This window comes from Methylosinus sporium, from assembly GCF_003113265.1.
In the GTDB taxonomy this organism is placed as follows: Bacteria; Pseudomonadota; Alphaproteobacteria; order Rhizobiales; family Beijerinckiaceae; genus Methylosinus; species Methylosinus sporium.
Map to the genome: position 1 here is coordinate 13,832 of NZ_PUIV01000027.1, position 21,291 is coordinate 35,122.

The following is a 21,291-nucleotide window of genomic DNA, read 5'->3' on the forward strand; positions in this document are numbered from 1 at the left end:
CCGGCGCCGCCCCGACTGGCGAGGCCTAGCAGATCGTCCCAGCTCCATTCGGTTCCGTCCGCGAAGGCCACGGTCTCTATCACGGTCGCGCCGGTCACGCCGCCGCTCAGCCGGATCTCGCCGTCGTCTCCGGCGATGCGCAGAACGATGTCGCCGCCGTCCTGGCCGACGGTGACGTCGCCCGCCGCGACGCCCGCGGCGAACTCGATGCGATCGGCGCCGCCGAGGTCGGCGATGGTGTCGCGTCCGTCGCCCGGCGCATAGCGGTAGGCATCGTTTCCGGCGCCGCCGTTCAGCCGGTCGTCGCCCTCGCCGCCGTCGAGTACGTCGCTGTCGGCGGCGCCGCTGCCGTCGCCATAGCCGGTGAGCACGTCATCGCCGGCGCCGCCCGACAGTATGTCGCCGCCCGCGCCGCCGATCAACGTGTCGGCGCCTTCCTGGCCGGCGATCAAATCATTGCCGAAACCGCCGTCGATCCTGTCGCCGTCGGCCCCGCCGGCGAGGCGGTCGTTCCCGGCATAGCCGAAGATCGTGTCCGCGCCGCCGTTGCCGAAGATGCGGTCGCCGAGCGGGCCGCCTTCCAGCGTGTTGCCGGCCTCGCCGTCGCTGATGCCGGCCGAGTTGTCGATCGCGATCGGCGCGCCGTCGAAGTTGGCCGAGTTCAGCGCCGCCGAATCGACCCCGGCGAGCCGCAGCGCGATTTGGTCGGAACCATTCGCCGCGCGGACCAGCAGCACGGTGTCGGCGCCGTCCTGCGCCAGCCTGAGCCCGCCGCCCTGGAAGGGATTGGGATTGCTGGTGCGCAGGCGGATGACGTCGCCTTCGGCGCCGGGGGTGAAGTCGGTGATCGTGTCGGCAACGATCGCGCCGGCGCCGGCGCGCGTCGGCAGGAAGGAGTAGGTGTCGCGGCCGGCGCCGCCGGTCAGCGTGTCGGAGAAGGCGTCCTCGGAGAGCCCGGCGAGCAGGTCGGCGCCGTCGCCGCCCGACAGCGTGTCGGCGCCGTCGCCGCCCGACAGGAAGTCGTCGCCCGCGCCGCCGGTCAGCGTATCCGCGCCGTCGCCGCCCACCAGCCAGTCGCCAGTCGTGGCGATGTCCTCGACCAGTCGCGCCTCGACCTGCTCGAGCGTGAATGTGACGCCCTCATCGGCGATCGCGAACGCCTCGATCGTGTCGACGAAGCCGTCGGCCAGCGCGTGGCGGACCACGATCCGGTCGGCGCTTCCGGCGAAGCGGATGACGATATCGTCGCCCACCGCCGCGAAGCGCACGGCCGAAGCGGCATAGCCGGCGATGCGGATCGTGTCGCTGGCGCCGTCGCCGATATCCTCGATCATGTCGACGCCGTCGCCCGCCGCGAAGACATAAGTGTCGGCTCCGGACCCGCCGCTCAGCGCATCGTCGCCGGCGCCGCCCGCGAGCGTGTCGGTTCCGGTCCCTCCGAGCAGTGTGTCCGCCCCGCCGCCGCCGTCGAGCGCGTCGTTGCCGGCAAGGCCCGACAGGGTGTCGTCGCCGCCGCCGCCGAGCAGCGTCTCGCCGCCGGACGCGCCGGTGCGCGTGTCATTGCCGTCGCCGCCGATCAGGCTTCTCGCGAAGAGGTCCGCCGCGCTCCATGTCGCGCCATCGGCGAAGGCGATCGTCTCGATCGCATAGGCCGCGTTCGAGACGACATTGACCAGATCGAGCGTTTCGCCGGTGTCGCGAATGCGCAGCGTCAGGCTCGCGCTGTCCAGAGCGTAGACGTCGATGTCGGCCGGCGAGACGCCGGCCGCGATCTCGACCCGGTCGGCGCCGCCGCCGCTGTCGGTGACGGCGTCGTCGCCGTCGCCTCGGCCCCAGCGGTAGGTGTCGTCGCCGCCGGCGCCCGCCAGGGAGTCGACGCCGGTCCCGCCGGCGAGCACGTCATTGCCGGTCGAGCCGGTCAGCGTGTCGTCGCCGCCCTCGCCCAGCAGCGTGTCGTTGCCGAGCGCGGCGGTGATCCGGTCGTCGCCGGCGCCGCCCGCCAGCGTCTCGTCGCCGGCGCTGCCGATGATGAGGTCCGCCCCGTCGGTCGGGGCCTGCCACGCCCGCGCGATGTCGGCGTAGGTCCAAATCGCGCCGTCGGCGAAGCTGAAGCTCTCGATCGCGCGCGCGTCGGTCAGCGAGCCGTTGACGATGGTGATCCGGTCCGAGGTTCCGGTAAAGGTCACCTGCAGCGTGGAGGCGTCGCCCACCACCTCGACCCGCACATCCGACGCGGCGATTCCGGCGCCGAATTCGATCCGGTCGGTTCCCGCGGCGTCGGTGATCTTGTCCTGCCCGTCGCCCCTCGCGAAGCGATAGGCGTCATCGCCGGCCGAATCGCTCAGCGTGTCGTCGCCGGTTCCCCCCACGATCACGTCGTCGCCAGCGTCGCCGGCGATCGTGTCGTTGCCCGACTCGCCGTGGAGCGTGTCGTCGCCGGCGCCGCCCGAGACGATGTCGTCGCCGACCCCGGCGTGAACCGTGTCGTCGCCATCGAGCGCCGAGATCGTGTCGAAGCCGATCGCGTCGCTGGCGACGGCCTCTGCGCCGGTCACCATGACGTTGTCGAGCAACGCGCCGTTCCCGTCCTGCGAGCCCGTGCCGCGGAAGCCGAGCTGGTTGGCCCCGGCCTGCGCGGTCACCCGCACACTGGAATGGATCGCCGAGCCGGTGTTGTTGAAGCTGGCGACGACCGCGCCGTTCCACAGCACGTCGAACGACCCGCTGCTCGCCGAGGTGCGATTGGCGTGGTCGAACTGGATCAGCAGCGTCTCGCCGTCGGAAACGCCGGAAATATCCTGCACGATCTGCAGGTTGCTGCCGCTGCCCCAGCTGCCGCCATAAGCCCCGTCGAGATCGATCCAATATTGTCCGTCGGTCGGGGTCACACCCGAATAGCCGGCGTTGATCTGCTCGTACCAAGGCGTGTTCGCCGGCTGGGTCGAATTAATCCGCGTCCAGCCCGGCGAATCGAGGCTGGACTGGCCCCAGCTCTTGGCGGCGACGCCGGCGCCCGCTTGCTCGAAGCTGCCGTTGACGACGAGATTGTCGCCGGTCGCCCGCCAGACCTGGCCGCTGTCGCCCTGGATCGTGTCCGCCCCGGCAGTGCCGGTCAGCGCGTCGTCGCCGGCGGAGCCGTCCACCGAAGCGCCCGAGGTCAGCGTGGAAATCGTCGGCCTGACGAAATAGGCGAGCCGCGCCTCGAGGTCGGCGGCGGTCCACACCACGCCGTCGGCGAAGCGCACTTCGGCGATCATTGCTTCATTGTAGCCGCGCCAGATCCACAGCCGGTCCTCGCCGCCGGCGACGGACAGGTAGAACGCGCCGGAGAGCGACGGGCTGTCGGTCAGGACCGAGACGTCGGCGGAGTCGATCGACGCGTCGAACTCGACGACATCGACCGAACCGGCTTCGGCGGTCTCATTGATCCAATCCTCGCCGAACCCCTTGGCGAAACGGTAGGTGTCGCTTCCGATATCGCCATAGAGCGAATCCGATCCGGTTCCGCCGGTCAGGATGTCGTCGCCGCCGTTGCCGTAGAGCCGGTCGTTGCCCGCGCCGCCCTCGATCGCTTCGCCATTGCTGCCGCCGTAGAGGTAATCGTCGGTCGCCCCGCCGATCATCGGCGCGCCGCCCGACAGCTCCTCGCCCGAGGCGGGCGTGATCCGCGCATCGATATCGGCCTGCGTCCAGACCACGCCGTCGGCGAAATGGATCTCGAAATTGCCCGCGTTGAAATCGTCGAGAAAGCTGATCCGATCGTCGGCGCCCGCGATGCGGATATCCGACAGAGTCAAAGGCTCCGGCGGACCTTCGATCACGATGCGGCTCCGGCCCTCCAGCACCAGCTGGTCGGCTGTGATGCTGGCGTCGAACGAGATGACGTTGACGTCCGAACCGGCATTTTCGTCGGAAATGAGGTCCTGACCGAACCCGGCGGAGAACTGGTAGGTGTCGCTTCCCGCGCCGCCCGACAGGTAGTCGTCGCCGCCGCCGCCGTCGATCAGATTGTCGCCGCCATTGCCGTAGATCTCGTCTTCGCCGGCATAGCCGTGCATGACCGCCGGGCCGGCGCCGTTGGCGTAGAGCCGGTCCCACAGCTCGGAGCCTTCGTACTGGAGGCCGGTGTCGCCGTAGAGATCGAGACCCGCCGCCGGCTCGACCCGCGCCATGATGTCGTCATAGGTCCAGGTCGCGCCGTCGGCGAAGACGATGCGATCGGCGGAGTCCATGCTCCACATGTCGATCATGTCGTCCGAGCCGTCGAAGGTGATCAGCCACTCGCCGCTCGACCGGGCGCTGAAGTCGGCGATGTGCACGCTCGCCGGGCCGATCGTGGCGTCTAACTCGATCGTGTCCGCGTCCCCCCAGTCGGATAGGGCGAGCCAGTCCGAGCCGAACCCGGCGGAGAAGCGATAAACATCGTCGCCCGCGCCGCCTTCCAGATAGTCGCTGCCCGCCCCGCCGATCAGGATGTCGCTTCCGGCGTCGCCGTGGAGCTCGTCGTTGCCGGCGCCGCCGACCAGCGTTTCGTTGCCGGCGCCGCCGTTGATGACGTCGTCGAAGTCGGAGCCGGTCAGCGTCTGGTCGGTCGCATCGCCGCCGAGCAGCAGCCCCGGGACCTCGACCGCCGCGGCGATGAGGTCGTCGCGCGTCCACACTGCGCCATCGGCGAAACGCACCTCGTCGACGCCATAGGCGGCGTCGGTGTAGGCGCTGTCGATGAGGATCGAGCCGTCGCCGCCGATTTCCTCGAGCAGCAGGCTCTGGCCGTCGTGCGAATAATAGACCGCGATGTCGGCGCTGGCGATCGTGGCGTCGAACTCGATCGCGTTGACCCTGCCGTCCTCATGCTGGTCCCGCAGCCAGTCGGCCCCGAAGCCGGCCGAGAAGCGGTAGATATCCCCGCCCGCGCCGCCTTCGATATCGTCGCGGCCCGCGCCGCCGTCCAGGATGTCGTCGCCGTCGCCGCCATAGAGGAAATCATTGCCGCCCCCGCCGATCAGCGTGTCGTCGAGCGCGCCGGCGTCGAGCGTGTCGCCGCTCTCGGAGCCGACCAGCGTGTCGACGGTCGCGCCGCCGTGGCGGATATCGACGCCGCCAATGGCGACCGCCTGAGCCGCGAGATCGGTGAAGGCCCAGCTGGTTCCATCGGCGAAGCGCACGCCGGCGATCGCGGCGTCGCCGGCGGAATCGAGCGCATCGGCGATCTCCACCACGTCGCCGACGATGGTGTTGCGCAGGTAGAGGCTCCTACTGTCGCCACGCTCGACGCCGCCGCGCTCGACCGCGATGTCCGCGGGCGAGACGCTGGCGTCGAATTCGATCCAATCGAGCCCGGACTCGCCGGTGTAGACCCTGTCGTGGCCCGAACCGACGGAAAACCGATAGACGTCCGCGCCCGCGCCGCCTCGCAGCGCGTCGTTGCCGGTGCCGCCGGTGAGAATGTCGTCGCCGTCGTCGCCCCACAGCTCGTCATTGCCCGCGCCGCCGTCGAGCTGGTCCGCCCCGCCGCCGCCATCGAGCGTGTCGTCGCCCGCGCCGCCGACGAAGGTGTCGTCGCTGGGAACGTCCCAGTAATTCAGATACTGCTCGATGGTGGCGTAGGGAACCGCGCGCGCGGCCATCGCCGCCTTGTCGAGGATCGCGCCGTCGGCGAAGCGGATCTCGGCGACAACGTCGAGGTCGCTCACGCGGATGCGGTCGTCGGAGCCGGCGAAAGCGATGATCGCCGCGCCGAAATTGATCGCGCCGTCGGCGGCGGCGCTGAAATTCGACTTGATGACGAGGTCGTCGGACGAGAGCGATGCGTCGAGCTCGATGACGTTGAGAGAGCCGTTCGAGGTCGATTCGCTGATGAGGTCCTGGCCGAAACCGGCCGAGAAGCGATAGATGTCGCCGCCCGCGCCGCCGGCCAGCGTGTCATTGCCCGCGCCGCCGATCAGCGTGTCGACATAGGCCGAGCCAGTCAGCTGGTCTTGCCCGCCCCCGCCTTCCAACGTCACGCCGGAACTGAAGGCGGCCGCCGACAGCGCCTCGTCCCCAAAGCCGCCGCGAATCGTGTTGGCCGAGGCGATTCCGGTCAGGGTCAGTCCGGTGACGCGATCCTCGCCCACCCGCGCCACGGCCTCGGCGAACGACCTCGCGCCGCCGTCGGCGAAGGCGAAGGTTTCGATGCGCTTATTCGCGTCGCTATAGCCGCCGACGATGGTGATGCGGTCGCCGGTCCCCCTGATCGAGACAATCAGATCGCCGCCCGAGACGGCGAACGACAGCATGTCCCAATCGACGCCGGCGCCGAACGCGATCCTGTCGTTGGCGCCGCCCGAATAGAGCGTGGGCCACTGCGAATGCTCGTCGCGGATCGTATCCCGACCGTCGCCGAGGTTGAACACATAGGTGTCGTCGTCGCCGCCGCCCAGCAGTATGTCGTTGCCCGTCCCGCCCTCGAGCCGATCGGCGCCCCAGAACGAATCGAGCGTGTCGTTGCCGGCCCCTCCGATCAGCGATCCGGCCGCGGAATCGTCGTAGATCAGGTCGTCGCCCGGCCCGCCGGTCGACAGCGCGGCCATGATGTCGGCGTAGCTCTTGACCGAGCCGTCGGCGAAGCGGAGGTTTTCGATGCGGTAGAGATCGCTGCGGAAGCCGCCCGAAATGGTGATGCGGTCTTCGCTTCCGGCGAGGTCGATCATCAGATTGCCGCTCGACATGCTGAAGCGCAGCATGCTCCAGTCGACGCCCTCGCCGAACGCGATCGTGTCATTGGCGCCGCCCGAATAGAGCGTGGGCCACTGCGAGTGCTCGTCGCGGATCGTGTCCCGACCGTCGCCCAGGTCGAACACATAGGTGTCGTCGTCGCCGCCGCCGCGAAGCATGTCATTGCCGGCGCCGCCGACCAGGCGGTCGGCGCCCCAATAGGCGTCGAGCGTATCGTCGCCGGCCCCGCCGGTCAGCACTCCGGCCGCGGTATCGTCATAGAGCAGGTCGTCGCCCGGCCCGCCGGCCGAGAGCGCCGCCATGATATCGGCGTAGGTCTTGACCGAGCCGTCGGCGAAGGTGAGCCGCTCGACCCCGTACAGCCCGCTGCGGAAGCCCCCCGAAACGGTGATGCGGTCATCGCCGCCGGCGATGTCGATGATCAGGCTGCCGCCCGACACGCTGAAGCGCAGCATGCTCCAGTCGACGCCCTCACCGAATTCGATCGTGTCGTTGCCGCCGCCAGAATAGAGCGTCGGCCACTGCGAGTGCTCGTCGCGAATCGTATCCTGTCCATCTCCGACATTGAAGACGTAGGTATCGTCGTCGCTGCCGCCCTCGAGCATGTCGTCGCCCGCTCCGCCGATCAGGCGGTCGGCGCCGAAGGAAGACGACAGCGTGTCATTGCCCCAGCCGCCGGTGAGCGCGTCGACCCCGCTGGCGCCGTCGATCGTCTGGTCGGCCACCGCGACGAACGGCGCGCCGGCGAAGTTGAAGCCGGTCAGCGTGTCGGGCGCCACATTCTCGAGCCGCAGCAGCAGCCGCGCATCCGCCAGCCGGCGCACGCCGGCCTCGGCAAAATAGACCAGCGTGTCGGCGCCGTCCGCGACGGCGAGCACCTCGCCGTCGAGGCCCTCGCCGATCGCGATATTCAGGCTGTCGCCCGCGTCTCCGGCGGTGAAATTGACGATCGTGTCGAGCTTGTCGCCCCAGGCGTGGAGCGGCGCGAACACGTCATAGACGTTCTGCGCCGCGGCGCCGGCCAGCATGCGCTGGTAGAGACCCGAGCCGATCTGCTCGACCGCGCCGACAGTGTCCGGATCGGCCGCGCCCGGCGCGGTCGTCTGGATCGAGACGATCTGGACCCGCTGATCGTTATAGGCGCCGCCGGTGGCCCCGCCGAAGCCGAACCAGACATGGCTGTCGCCGCCGAACAGCCGGTCGACCACATCGACCGACTTATAGCCGATCTCTACCCCGTCGACGCTGTAGGAGAAGGTCGAGGTCGCCGCCGACCAGGAAATCACCACGTCGCGCCACGCGCCGTCCTCGAGCTGCGCGTAGTCGTGGCGCGGATCGAAGGCGCTGTCGTTGAGCTGGCCGTTGTAGACGAACTGACTGAAGTCGGCGCTCTGGCCCCAGGTGTCGAAGATGATTCCGAACGAGCCCGGCGTCAACGCGCCCATGCCGCCGCCGCCGACAAGCGCGGCGGCGCTGTTGTTCTGGACCGCGAAGGACATGCCGTCCGCGCCGCCGTCGCTCTGGCCGAACAGCATTTTCGTGGTCCACACCACGTCGTCGGCGATGTCGACCTCGCCCCATACCGCGCCCGCCTTGTTCCCCGACGCGGGGGTGAGCTGGTAGGCGCCGTCGCCCAGCGCGCTGGCCGAACCGACCACGGCGAGCCCATCGACATAGGAGTCGATCAGCGTCTGGCTGGCGGCGACGCCCACCGTCGGCGACGACTCCGAGCCGGTGTCGCCCCCGCCCGCGGCGGTCGCGAAAATCGGATCGGCAAAGGGATCCGCGTTCGGGTCGGAGGGATGCAGCATGCGCTCCGCCGCCGCGGGATCGAGCGCGCGCGCCAGCAGCTCGGCCGCGCTCCACACCGTTCCGTCGGCGAAGACGACGCGGTCGACCGGCGGCTTGGACGCGGTCGCCTGGCCGAGGATCCTCAGGCGATCGTCCGCCCCCACGAGGCGCAACACGATGTCGGCGCCGTCGCGCACCGCCACGACATCGGCCGGCGCGACGCCCGCGCCGAGCCGCAGCATATCGTCCGACCCGCTCCAGGTCGCGCCCTCGCTGATCGTGTCGCGGCCATAGCCGCGCCCGAACACGTAAGTCGTGTCGCCGACGCCGCCGGCGAGCAAATCGTCGCCCGCGCCGCCGTCGAGCGTGGCGGTCACGTCGATTTGGCTGCCGAGGTCGATCGTATCGTCACCCGCCGTGGTCGAAGCGGCCGCGCGCGACAGTATGTCGGGAAGCAGCCACTCGGCGCCGTCGGCGAAGCTGAATCGCTCGACCCCATAATCGGTGGTCGAGGAGCCGGAGCGCAACATGTCCTCGAGCGTCAGCCGGTCCTCGGTCCCGACGATCCCGATGATGATGTCCGCCGGTCCGACCGAGAGGAAGCGGATATCGCTCGGCGCGACGCCCGGACCGAAACGCACGGCGTCGAGCGGGGTCGCGCCCGTGCTCGTCTCGACATCTGAGATCGTGTCCTGCCCGTCGCCGCGCGCGAAATAGTAGATGTCGGCGCCATTGCCGCCTTCGAGCCGGTCGTCGCCGAGCCCGCCGGTGATGACGTCGGCGCCGCGGCCGCCCTCTATGTGGTCGTTGCCGAGCCCGCCATAGATTTCCGCGCCGATCGCCGGCTGGGCGATGTCGCCCGGCGTCACGATGTGGTCGTCGCCGCCGGTCGCCGCCGCCATCAGCGCCAGCGCCTGGTAGGTCACGCGCGCGCCGTCGGCGAACGTCGCCGCGCCGACCACCGCGTCGGGATCGCCCGCCACGCCGACCAGCGTCACGCGGTCGTCGCCGCCGGCGATCGCCAGCACCAGATTGCCGTCGAGATCGCGCGACACATCGATGTCGGCGAGCGCGATGCCGGCGCCGAACGCCAGCACGCCCTTGCCGTCGGCGCCGCCGTTGCCCTCGATCCGGTCCTGCCCGTCGCCGCGCGCGAAACGGTAAACGTCGTCGCCGCCGCCGCCCACGATCACATCGTCGCCCGCGCCGCCGGCGAAAGTCTCGCTGCGGGCCGAGCCGGTCAGGCGGTCATCCAGCCGAGTCCCCGCGCCAGCGACGAGGTCGCGCAACTGGTCGCGCGTGAAGCTGGTCCCGTCAGAGAAGACGACGGCGTCGACGCCGCTCCAGGCCGAGGTGTAGCGCAGAACGATCTGGTCGCCGCTGTCTGCAAAGGTCAGCAGCAGCTCCGTGCGCGCCGGATCGATCTGCGACACGCGCATGTCGGACGCGGCATAGCCGCTGATCGTCAGCCTATCGGCGCCCGACGCATCGCCGATCACGTCGCGCCCGTCGCCGCGCGCGAAGGCGAATGCGTCGTCGCCGGCGCCGCCGCTCAGCTCGTCGTCGCCGGCACCGCCCGCCAGCCGGTCTGCGCGCGCGCTGCCGGTCACCACGTCGTCGCCCGCGCTTTCCTGCCCGGCGATCGAGGCCTGGACCAGCGCCGCGCCGTCCCACGCCGCGCCATCGGCGAATTCGATCGAGGGCAGCGCGCCGCCGCCCAGCGCGCCGCGCACGATCAGCTGGTCGCCGGTCGCGGGGAAGGCGACGATCAGGTCGGTCGAATCGGGCGAAGCCATGCGCACCACGGCGTCGCTCGACGCATAGGCCAGCAGCGCGACCGTGGCGGTGGTGACGCCCGAGGGCATCTCCACGCTGTCGACGCCTTCGAGCTGGCCGATCTCGACGCGCGCGTCATTCGCCAGAATGATGCGGTCGTTGCCGGAGCCCGGCCGCAGCACGCTGCCCGCGGGCAGCTCGCGCATGTCGACGATGTCCTGCCCGGCGTTGGGCATGGCGTCGCGGATCAGCGCGCGCACGTCCGCCAGCGACAGCACGGCGCCGTCGGCGAACTCGAAGCTCTCGACCGGCTCGAGCGCGTAGCCCGACAGGATGGCCAGATGGTCCTCGGCGCCGGTGATCGAGATCACCAGGTCGCCGTCGACATTGGCGAAGGTCAGCATGTCGCTGGTGATGTCGTCGCCGAACACGACACGGTCGATCCCGCCGACATCGTAGACGCTGTCGCTGCCGTCGCCGACGCCGAAGCGGTAGGTGTCGTCGCCCAGCCCGCCTTCGAGCGCGTCGGATCCCCCGCCGCCCGAAATCGTGTCGTTGCGGTTGTCGAGTCCGATCAGATGGTCGTCGGCGCCGGCGCCGGTCAGCATGCGATCGATGATCTGATCGATCGTCCACACCGCGCCGTCGGCGAATTCATATTGCTCGACGCGCGTGGTGGTGAGGCCATTCACCACGGTCAGCACGTCGACCCCGTCGCCGAGATCGATCCGCAGGTCGTTGCCATTGCGACTGACGGCGATGTCCTCGGCGCGCACCGAGGCGCCGAACACCACGCGGTCGATCACATTCGCGGCGTCGGCCTTCTCGATGATGGTGTCGAAACCATAGCCGGCGGTGAAGGCATAGGTATCGCCCTCGGCGCCGCCGATCAGCGTGTCGTCGCCCTGGCGCCCGTCGAGCACGTTGGGCTGGTCGACGACGCCTTCGATCACATTGTCGCCGCGATTGCCCCCGGCGATCTGCAGCAGTTCCTCGACGTCGGATATTTTGATCGTCGAACCGTCGAAGAAGCGGAACAGCTCCACCCCGTCCTCGGCGTCGCGGAACTGGTTCTTGATGCGCAGCGTGTCGGTTCGGCCGGTGATCGAGATCAGCAGGTCGTCGCCGTCCTTGGTGAAGACCAGCTCGTCGCGGGTGACGCCGCCGCCGAACTCGACCACATCGTCCACCGGCACATGCACGCCGCGCCGGTCCTGCCACGAAGCGCGCAAGCGGCGGTCGATGATGACGTCCTGGCCATAACCGGCGTCGAACTTGTAGGTGTCGCCGCCGTCGCCGCCGATCAGCGTGTCGTTACCGTCGCGCCCGTCGAGCGTTTCGGCGAAGTTCGAGCCGGTGATCGTCTCGTCCGCGCCGGCGCCGACGAGGTCGATGTCCTCGGGATTGACGTCGAGGAACGAGACCGTGCGGTCAGTGAAGACGAGGTCTTCCACCGCGTAAGTCTGCGCGCCGTCGCGCACGTACTGGTTCTGCAGCGTTATGCGCTGCCCGGTCGCCTCGACCACCACCAGGAGGTCGAGCGCGGTGCGCGTGAAGGTCACGTCGGTCGAGGCCAGGCCCCCGAACAGCACGCGATCGGCGCCCGAGCTGTCGAGGATCGTGTCGTTCCCCTCGCCCGCGGCGACATGATAGGCGTCGTTGCCGTCGAAGCCGATCAGCGTATCGTCGCCGGCCCCGCCGTCGATCTCGTCGGACAGCGGATCGAAGCCGTAGATCGTGTCGTCGCCGTCGGTCTTCGCGATATCGATATAGTGCTGGGCGAGCTTGTAGGCGGACCAGGTCGTGCCGTCGCCGAAGACGACGTCCTCGATGAGGTTGATGAAGCCGAGGATCGGGACCTGCTCGAGGAAATCGGAAAGCGTGACCTCGTCCGTCGCGCCGGCAACGCGCATCGTCAGCGTGTCGCTCGCGCCCTCGCGCAGGAATTCGAGGTCGGTCCAGCGGAGGTCGTCGGCGAATTGCAGCCTGTCGTGCTGCGGCGGCGAGAACAGGCCGGGGATCGCATTGTCGAGGATCACGTCGCGGCCGTAGCCGCGTCCATAGATATAGGTGTCGTCGCCTTCCTTGCCCGACAGGAAATCGTCGCCCGCCCCGCCGTCGAGCGTATTGTCGTTGAGGAAGCCGTAGATCGCGTCGTCGCCGTCGGTCTTCGCGTTCTGGAGAACCTGCTCGATGATCTGGGTGAACTCGAGGCTGGAGCCGTCCCCGAAGACAAAGCGCTCGATCAGGTTCGGCCCCACATAATCCAGCCCCTCGCTGCTGCCGAGCAGGTCGCCGAACAGGCCCAGCCCTGTGCGTATGCCCGCGAACTGACCGACGATCTCGATGGCGTCGCTCGTCTCGACCCCGTCCGCGAGCAGCGTGATCGTGAGATTGTCGCTCTCCCCGTCGCGGGTCAGCTCGAGGTCGCTTGCGGCGATATCGCCCTGGAATCGCAGGAAGTCGATCCCCGCCTTGGCCAGGCCGAAGGAGAACGCGCCCTGGTCGTCGATCACGTCCTGTCCGTCGCCGCGTTCGAAGATATAGAAATCGCCGCCCGCGCTGCCGCTCATGTAATCGTTGCCCTTGCCGCCCCACAATATGTCGGCGGAGCCCGAGCCCATCAGACTGTCGTTATAGACTCCGGCCACACGGTCCTTGTCGACGACCTCCATCGCCATGCGGAAACGGTCCCACACCGCGCCGTCGGCGAAGACGATCGCGTCCACCCCGGTCTCGAACTGCTTGCCGCTCGAAAGGTAGTCGTTGAGCTCGCCCAGAAACTGGTCGGTCAACCGGATTTCGCGCGCGCCGTTATCGATCCGGAGGATCAGGTCCTGGCCGATGCGCAAGGCCTCGACCTGGTCGGCATAGACGTCGGTGAAGCGCAGCTCGTCGTTGTCGTTCAGATCCTGGTCGTAGATCACGTCGGCGCCCGAGCCGCGACCCACGAAGTAGTAGTCGGAGCCCCCGCCGCCGGTCACATGCTGGTCGCCCGCCGTCAGAATGAAGAAATCGTCGCCGTCGGTCCCGGCGACTTCGGCCTCCGCGGCCTGGCGCCGCACGATCCGCGTCTCGTCGATCGAAAGCGCGTGCGCCACGCCTTCCAGATCGAGGTCGACCCCTATCGTCTCGAACGCGGGCAGCAGCATCTGCATGATGAAGGCCTGGTCGACCGCCACCGCGCCGCCCAGCGGGTTGGCGTCGCCCGCCGGCTTGTAGTCCGGGTAGATCTGCCAGAGAATCTCGTTCCAGTCGGTAAGGTAGTCGAGCACAGCATCATTGTCGTTCGACGCGGGCGCGGCCTCGAAGATCGCCTCGAACAGCGGCGCGAGCTCGCGGTTGCGCGTCTCGCCCGTCGCCGTGTCGACCACCACAGGAACCGAGTGGTAGGAATCGCTCGTCACGTCGTAAGTAAAACCGCGCGCGAAATCGGAAAGACCGCCCTGCAACGCCAGCCGCACGGCAAAGCGCCGCGAGGTGACGACATATTGCTCCATTACCGGCTGGAGAAGGTCGATCATCGCGCCGACGCCGGAGACGTAGCGTCCCGGATCGCTCGAAAGATTGGCGCTTCCGGTCGGCCCCACCGCATAGTCGATATGCCCGGTCGCGTTATCGAGCGTCGCCGAAAGCATCTGCGGCTGGAAGTCGATCCCGCCGAGCGAGGTCGCGAAGTGGAACTGCGCCGGCGTGAGCATCTCGACGCGGTAGGTGGAATCGTCGGCCGAATCGACTTCGTCGAGCGTATCGAAATCGATCGCGTAATTTCGCAGGTTGAATTCGCGGCTGTCGCCGGTCTTCCATTCGAGCTGGATCGCGCGGTCGAGGTTACGGGCCCAGACGTAGAATGTCCCGTCCCGGTCGGTAACCTCGACGGTGTAGTCGACCGCCTGTCCGTTGGTGAAGCGCACTCCGATGCGGTCGACCGGAAGATCGGCATAGGGGTTGAAGCCGATCTGCTCGACGCGCCACTCGGTCCCCGCGTCGTGGGCGAGCGCGAGGATGTCGTCCTTCGTCGCATAGATCGTCGCCGGATCGGAGGCGAGCTTCCACGCGCCGTCGGCCTGCTCGACGCCATAGTCGAGGATCGCCGCACGGCCGTCGACCACCTGCATCAGATACGGCGCTTCCGCGCGGAACTGGATCGCCGAGGCGCGATCCGACGGCGACCACATCTGTTCGAGGCGCCAGCCGCCTCCCATGGCGAGCAGCTCCTCGAGGCTGGCGCGCGCGATGGGCGCGCCTTGGGCGTCAGTCACCGACGCCCCGCTGGCGAGCGTCCAATACCCCCCTTGCGCATCCTCGACATAGACGCCGCGGTCGAGCAACGCCGCCCCGCCGTCCGCATCGGCGCCGATCAGCACAGGCGTCAGCTCGCGCGTCAGCTCGAGGCTCTCGCCCCATTTGCCCAGCACTTTGCCCGCCTGCGCGACGAGTTCGCCCAGCTTCATCGAGGTCATGCCGGCGGCGGTGGAGGTCGCGAGCTCCTCCAGCGCGACGTCATTGGCCATCGCGACCGAAAGGTCGGTGATCCGTCCGAACCCCTTGGCGTCGAGCCTCTGACCCGCCTGCCAATCGGCCTTGCCCGCCTCGCCGGCGTATTTGGTGTCGGTGTCGCTCGAGGCGAAGATCGCTTCGAACATCGTCGAGACCTCGCCCGAGGCGAAGGTCACCGAGCCATACGACAGCAGCCGAGCGCCCGCGGCCGTGGTCGCGCCGAGCGGCGTCGACGCCAGCGACAGCTCGGTGACGCCGAGCTCGTCGAGCGATTTCAGCTCGCCCGCATCGGTCTCCCCGTCGCCGTCCGCATCCCGCCAAACGCGCAAGTCGGCCCAAACGGCGTCGGCCATCGTAATCTTGCGGTCGCCATTGCCGTCATGCTGCGCCAGATCGGCGAAGCCGCCGTCGAAGCGGCCGCCGAACATCTCCGAAATATCATCGATCCGGCCATTGCCGTTGCGGTCGAGCGCGAGGAAGCCGTCGTCGCCATCGAGCCAGCCGGTCTTTTGCCGGAACAGGTCGCCGTCGAGGTCGAACCATGAATGGCTTCGCGCGAGGCCGGTCGCCTCGAGGCCGTCGCCGTCGAGGTCGATGACCAGCGGGTCGTTGCCGGCCGACCATTCGAGCGCCTTGGCGAAGCGCTGCGTCGCCGCCACGGTCGACAAGAGAGTGTCGGCGTAAACGGAATAATAGAGCGCCGCCCCGATCGCGCCGGGAACGAGGTTGAGCACCGGCAGGAGCGCCTGCAGCGGATTGACCGCGCGGAACACCATGCCGAGCGAGCCCTCGCCTTCCAGGCCGAACTGCCCGGCGCCGAGCCGCGAGCCGACGATATCGACGTTCTCGATCTTCATCCAGCCGTTGAGCGCGCCGTCGGACGGCGTGGAAAGCGCGCTGCTGTCCAGCCCGAACACCGCGCGGAACAGCTGGTCGAACTGGTTGGTGACATACATGTCGAGGTTGCCCTCGGCGTCATATTTGAAGCCGTAGGTCATCCAGGGCAGCAGATGGTCCTGATAGATCCCTCGGGTCGGGTCCTGGAGATTGCCCTGCAGGATGTTGGCGAAGCCGATCGCGCTGCCGACCAACCCGTTGATCGCGAGGCCCGCCACGCCGCCATTGGCGTCGCCGCCGGTCAGCGGCAGGCCATAGAACTTCAGCACGTCATTGTGCTGGGCGTCCATGATCGTGGTGTTCGACGCGTACCAGAAATTGTCCGAATTATCGTGTCCGTCCTCGACGATCTTCTGCTCGCCATTCTCGAAATAGGCGTAGCGCCCGCCGCCGAGCGAGACGCTGCCCTCCACATCCCCCCAGAGCTCGCCGCCGTCCGACGTGTTGAAGATCCAGTCGCGGCCGAGGCCGCCGGCGGTAATGGCCCTTTCACCGCCGAGAGAGACGAGCCAATCGTCCCCGGCGCCGCCATCGAGCGTGAGATGAAGATCGGTTTCCGCGACGGGCCCCGAAACATGATCGAGGAACTCCCCTTGTCGGATGAAATCGGGCTTCCAGGCAAAAAGAAAATCATTCCCTTCATTCCCCGAAGCCTGCCCTGACCCGCTGTGAATGAGCCAGTCGTCTCCCTGGTTTCCGCGAATGTCGGCGTAACCCTTCGCCATCATGAAGTCGATCTGATCGTCGCCCGCGACGGTCAACTGACCCGAGTCCAAACGCTCCTCACCATCGACGACCGTCATCGCCTTGGCGCCGCTGAGCTTGAACGCCGCCTTCGTAATTGCACTCGATATGAGGCGCTGGATATGTTCGTATTCGCTCGACAGCTCGTCCGACACGGCTTTGAACGTCGCGCCGAGCCCCCATTCGGGGAAGGCGACGTCCAGAATTTGGAATGTGAGCTTCGCGAGCTCGGTCGAGTCGCTCGCGTCATAGGCGAAACGCACCGCAGTGCCGACGCCTCCGGTCAGTAGAGTCAGCGCGGCATTTTCGAAAATCATTTTCGTTACGCCAGCGGCGGCGTCTTTCAGCAGCTCCGGAGAAAGGTCGAGCTTCAATTCCTTGATCAAATCAGCGACCGAAATATTCAAATCCTTCGAAATCTGATAGAGCCCGAGCCCGATGAGGCCGATCATCGTCATGTCGAGTGCGCCGAGCTTGTCGGAAAGACCGACAAATTTTCCACCCACCCCGACCGATCCGCTCGAGTTCTTACTGGCTGCCTCGATGACGTTCTTTAAGGCGTCGAGCTTGCCGAGCGCCTTTCGCTCGACATTTTTAGCGACTTTCTGGGCGTCATATTCAGCGAGGTCGATCCCGTTGATGTCGTGCAGACCGGCCTTTTGAAACGCTTCGATGATCTTGAGCCTGCTGCTGACGCTGGTATTGCCGTTCGGACCATCGAAGCGATTGTTCCAATCGAGGCCCGCAGCCTGCAACACAGCACGATTCCTAAAAAAAGAATCGCCCTCCAACACACCAAGGGATTTATGTTGAGCGTAATACCTAGCATATATTTCATCTGTCGAAAGCCCGCCGAGTCCTTGCAAGCGAGGGTCTGCGTTGTTCAACACGAAGGCGGCTGGCAGCGACGACTTGTCTACGCCCGGCAGAGAGGTATGCTTTGAGGCGAGAAAATTCTGGAAATTTTTTATGTAATTGTCTAGTTCGGCCAGTCTTCCATGATCGGAGATAACACCCTCATCACTGATGTTGAATTTTGTCTGAATATCATTAAGCATCTCCCGAACATATCGCGTATAGGCGGGGTGGGAGCCTCTGTGAACGGCATCCGGCGCCAAGGCCAGCCCCGTCGCGCTCGCCATTTCTTTCGACGACGGAAGTTCAAGACGGTTGTGCGTGTTGTCGTCGATATCAAACAAGGTCCCGAGAACTCGCAGAACCGGATGGTTTGCGAGTTCTTGAGGAATGATATGCTGATTTTGAAAACCGGATCGCGCCGACGTTGCGAACCCCATAGCAATCATCCTTTCAATTTTTTTTGCAATGCTCAATTCATCCATTGCGGCCGATGCTGGCGCGCCCATTCCGGATATTTTTCTATGATTTCGGCGATCCGTTTTGGATCTTCCTCCGCCCAACGCAGATAAGGCGCCATTTGCTTTTCGGCGCTCCAGGGAGTATCGAAGGCGTCATATCGACTGTAGGTCGCGTAGCGGATTTTTTCTCTCTCCAGACGATCATGGAGTTCGCCGGAGACGAAAATCCTCTCCGGTTGGGCGAAAAGCTGTCTCCATAGATGCCGGCCGGCTATTTCTCGAAGGCTCATGCTTCCTCCGAGAGGAGGGCTGGGCAGATACGGCTCTCCAGACACCGTCTCGTCCCACTTCGGATAGGCCGCCGCGATGAACGCGTTGAAGCGATGCCCTGGAAGCAGAAGGAAATATTCTTCCGCATAGGGCGCTCCGTCCTTGGCTAGCAAATGGACGGGATAAAAGACATGGACGCCTTTTTCGAATTCCTCGATCACCTCTTTGACCCGGCGACTTACGCAGATGAAACCGATAAGCGGAAGGATGTCGCAAAGCTTCTTCGTGTCTTGCTGCTTCGCATACAACTTGTGTTTCTGGGGCTGCGCCAGTTTCGATTTGCCCCGATAAACGGCGGAGAATTCCGCTTTTCCTTCGTCTTGGACAAAATCGAACATCGGCTTTCGATTGGTGGTCATGTCCGCCTGAAACAAATATACTGCGGGCGTCGCCTCCGTTTTCTTTCGAACCGCCGCCATCACAGCCCCCTCTTGCCGAAGACCTTTCGGGAGCCGGCCGCAGGAGCGCCCGATTGGCGATTTTGGAAACCGGGCCGCGCCGACGTTGTGAACCCCATGGCAATAACCCTCTCAAATTTTTTATGAAGGTGCTCAATCCATCCATTGCGGCCGGTGTCGACGCACCCAGTCGGGATATTCCTCGACGAGCTCCGCGATGCGTTTCGGATCTTCCTCGGCCCAGCGCAGAAAAGGCCCCATCTGCTCTTCGGCTGTCCAGGGAATGTCGGAGGCGACTAAACGATCGTAGGTCGCATAGCGAAACTTCTCCTTTTCGAAACGGTCGTGGAGCTCGCCAGAGATGAAAATGTAACTAGGCAGCGCGAAGAGCTGCCACCATATGTGCCGGCCCGCGATTTCTCTGAGGCTCATAATTCCCCCGCGATTGAATGGCGCATACGGCTTTCCCGATACTGTTTCGCTCCAGCTCGCTTCGGACGAGCCTATGAACGCGTTGAAGCGATGACCTGGAAGCAGAAGGAAGTATTCTTCCGCGTAAGGTGCTCCATCCTTGTCCAGCAGATGGACGGGGTAAAAGACATGGACGCCCTTTTCAAACTCCTCGATCACATCCATCACCCGGCGGCTTACGCAAATGAAACCGATGATCGGGAGAATGTCGCAAAGCTTCTTTGTGTCTTGCTGCTTCGCATAGACGTTGCTTTTCAGCGGAGCCGCGGAAGGGGTCAGGCGCTTGTAGCCCTTGAAAAGCTTCTCTTTTTCTTCATTCTCGACGAAATCGAACCTCGGCCTTCGAACCGTGCCCATATCCGCCTGAAACAAATACACTGCGGGCGTCGCCTCCGTTTTCTTTCGAACCGCCGCCATCACAGCCCCCTCTTGCCGAAGACCTTTCGGGAGCCGGATGCAGGAGCGCCCGACTGGCGAAAGGTTGCGGGTGGCGCATGATCGTCGAGACGCTCGAGCGTCAATTCGATGATCGGAAGCCCCGGCCTTCTGCCTTGCGGCGCGAGGCGCGCGCGTATTTTTTCTTCCTTCGTCACCCCGACCGTGTCGTCATCCTCGATGACCGGGCCGTTCAGGATGAGATATTGAAAAAGCCCGACCAGACGCCGCGCGATCTCATAAGGCTGCAGAGCCGCCGGTTGGAATTCGAGCTCTCGACCAATGAACGGCTGGAGCCCATAGCTCGCGGCTCCGATCCGCTTCTGTCCGCCACCGTCGTCGGGCGCCGAGAAAAACGCGATCGACGTCCAGAAGGGGACCGGCGGCTCGAGATCGGCCAGCGCCACGGCGAGCGGCATGAAGTCCGCCCGCTTCATGACAACGCGTCCTTCACTGGACACCAAGGCGGGAGCCTCGAGCAGATCCGCCAGCGCCCCGGCCACCAATGTCACCGCGGCGGCGCCGTTGAGCGCCGCCAAATGCTCTCGAGGGTCTCCGATGAGAGCGACGATGGCGTGGGCATGGCATTCCATCATGGTCTGGCGGGCTTCGGGCCAGACAATGTCGAGGGCGAGGGCCTCCTCACAGGCATCGAGCGGCAGTGGACGTTCAACGAACATCACCGCTACCGCAATGTCATCGAGCAAGAGAACGAAAGGCTTCTCTTCTATTGCGGAGCCGTCTTCCGCCGCCCGGATCGAGAAGCATTTCTCCGTAAAGAGTTCGCGATACCGCGTCATAACCTGCGCCGCCGACGCTCTCGACCGCCCCTCCAACGCGAGATAGGTGATGAAATGGCTCATCGCGGTCTGGGCCTCGTCGCTTTCTTCATCAATTCGACATCGTCCGATGGCGGCGCCGTGCGTCGAGACATCGCTCGGAGCGTCGCTTTTTAGATCTGCATTTTTTCGCGCATGAGCGTGTCCGACGGTCTCGATATTTCGCGCCATGCATCATGCGCCTCTTCCGCCTTCACCTCTTCCGCCGCTGGCGGACGCAGCCGCCATCCGCTCGAGCATGTCCTTATCGACCATGCGCGCCGCCATCGGATGAATGCGCAACTCGCCCCCCTTCACCACCTGCCGGAAATTCGCCACCACCAAAGACGCGAGCTTTTGCGTCGGCGCGATCACGTCGAGGAGCCAATGCTTGTCGCCGCTGGCCCATTCCTGCGCCTTCAGGCGCAGCGGAAACACGCCGGTCTTGATCTGCTCCCTGATCTTGGCGTCGACCTCCTCCGACACGCTCGCCCAGATCGCGACGCCCGCAGCGGCGGCCGTGGGCTCGCCGTCCTTTTCCGTCGCCATGGCGATCGCGACTCGCCCGGCGAGCAGCGGCTCCAGCGCCAGCGACTGCAAATCGGCGAGCGAATGATGCCGGTAGCGCGGAGTCGCCGCCATCGCCAGCACGACCCGTCCGAGGCTCCCGTAGACATGCTCGCGAAAGGCGGCGATCTGGCGCTTCTGCTCGTCGGAGAGCGGCGGCGCGGGCGGCGGCAGCCGCTGTCCATCTCCGTTTTTGAAAAGACTCGGCTCCATAATCGCTCACCTTGGAAAAAATTGCCGCGCGACGCCGACTCGCCGAGGCGAGCCCTACTCAGGGTGCATTGTTATCAAGAGAGCAACAGCCCTTTCAAGCGCCCGCGACGCGAAGAGGCCGCCGGCCGCCGGCTCGACGCGCATTCCCTTTTGTCGGACATGGGCTTAGCCATAAGATTTTTTTTGCAGGGTCCGCGTCCCCTGCGCGTTGTTCGAGAGGTCATCTCCAAGTTTGTGATTTTTTACGCTGACAACAAGCTCGGACCTCGGGTCGTGTCCCCTCCGATGGTGTAGCAGCTCGGGAGCAAGCCGCTCGCG

5 protein-coding genes and 1 pseudogene (1 of these 6 running past the window's edge) are annotated in these 21,291 nt (G+C 66.1%); all 6 read right to left on the minus strand.

The genetic code is table 11. The features are described 5' to 3' along the window. Positions 1 to 17,183, minus strand: the 5' portion of a protein-coding gene (locus C5689_RS18690; protein ID WP_244594719.1) for a tandem-95 repeat protein. It extends 13,537 nt beyond the left edge of the window; only the first 17,183 of its 30,720 coding nucleotides appear in the window; its start codon is at positions 17,181 to 17,183; the stop codon falls past the left edge of the window. A gap of 282 nt (positions 17,184 to 17,465) precedes the next feature. Beyond that, positions 17,466 to 17,789, minus strand: a pseudogene (locus tag C5689_RS19130) (AHH domain-containing protein); the annotation flags it as partial. Next, positions 17,753 to 18,490 (minus strand): imm11 family protein, encoded by a 738-nt coding sequence (locus C5689_RS14505; RefSeq protein ID WP_108917985.1) that lies wholly within the window; start codon positions 18,488 to 18,490, stop codon positions 17,753 to 17,755. The pseudogene C5689_RS19130 and the gene C5689_RS14505, both read right to left, overlap by 37 nt. Positions 18,491 to 18,622: 132 nt before the next feature. Further along, complete coding sequence (locus C5689_RS14510) at positions 18,623 to 19,357, minus strand: imm11 family protein (RefSeq protein ID WP_108917986.1); 735 nt, start codon at positions 19,355 to 19,357, stop codon at positions 18,623 to 18,625. Beyond that, positions 19,357 to 20,385: a DUF4261 domain-containing protein gene (locus tag C5689_RS14515; protein ID WP_108917987.1), complete on the minus strand. Its 1,029-nt coding sequence runs from the start codon at positions 20,383 to 20,385 to the stop codon at positions 19,357 to 19,359. Before C5689_RS14515 ends, C5689_RS14510 begins: the two co-directional genes overlap by 1 nt. A 3-nt stretch (positions 20,386 to 20,388) precedes the next feature. After that, positions 20,389 to 20,973 (minus strand): toxin-activating lysine-acyltransferase, encoded by a 585-nt coding sequence (locus tag C5689_RS14520; RefSeq protein WP_108917988.1) that lies wholly within the window; start codon positions 20,971 to 20,973, stop codon positions 20,389 to 20,391. Positions 20,974 to 21,291: the final 318 nt, after the last annotated feature.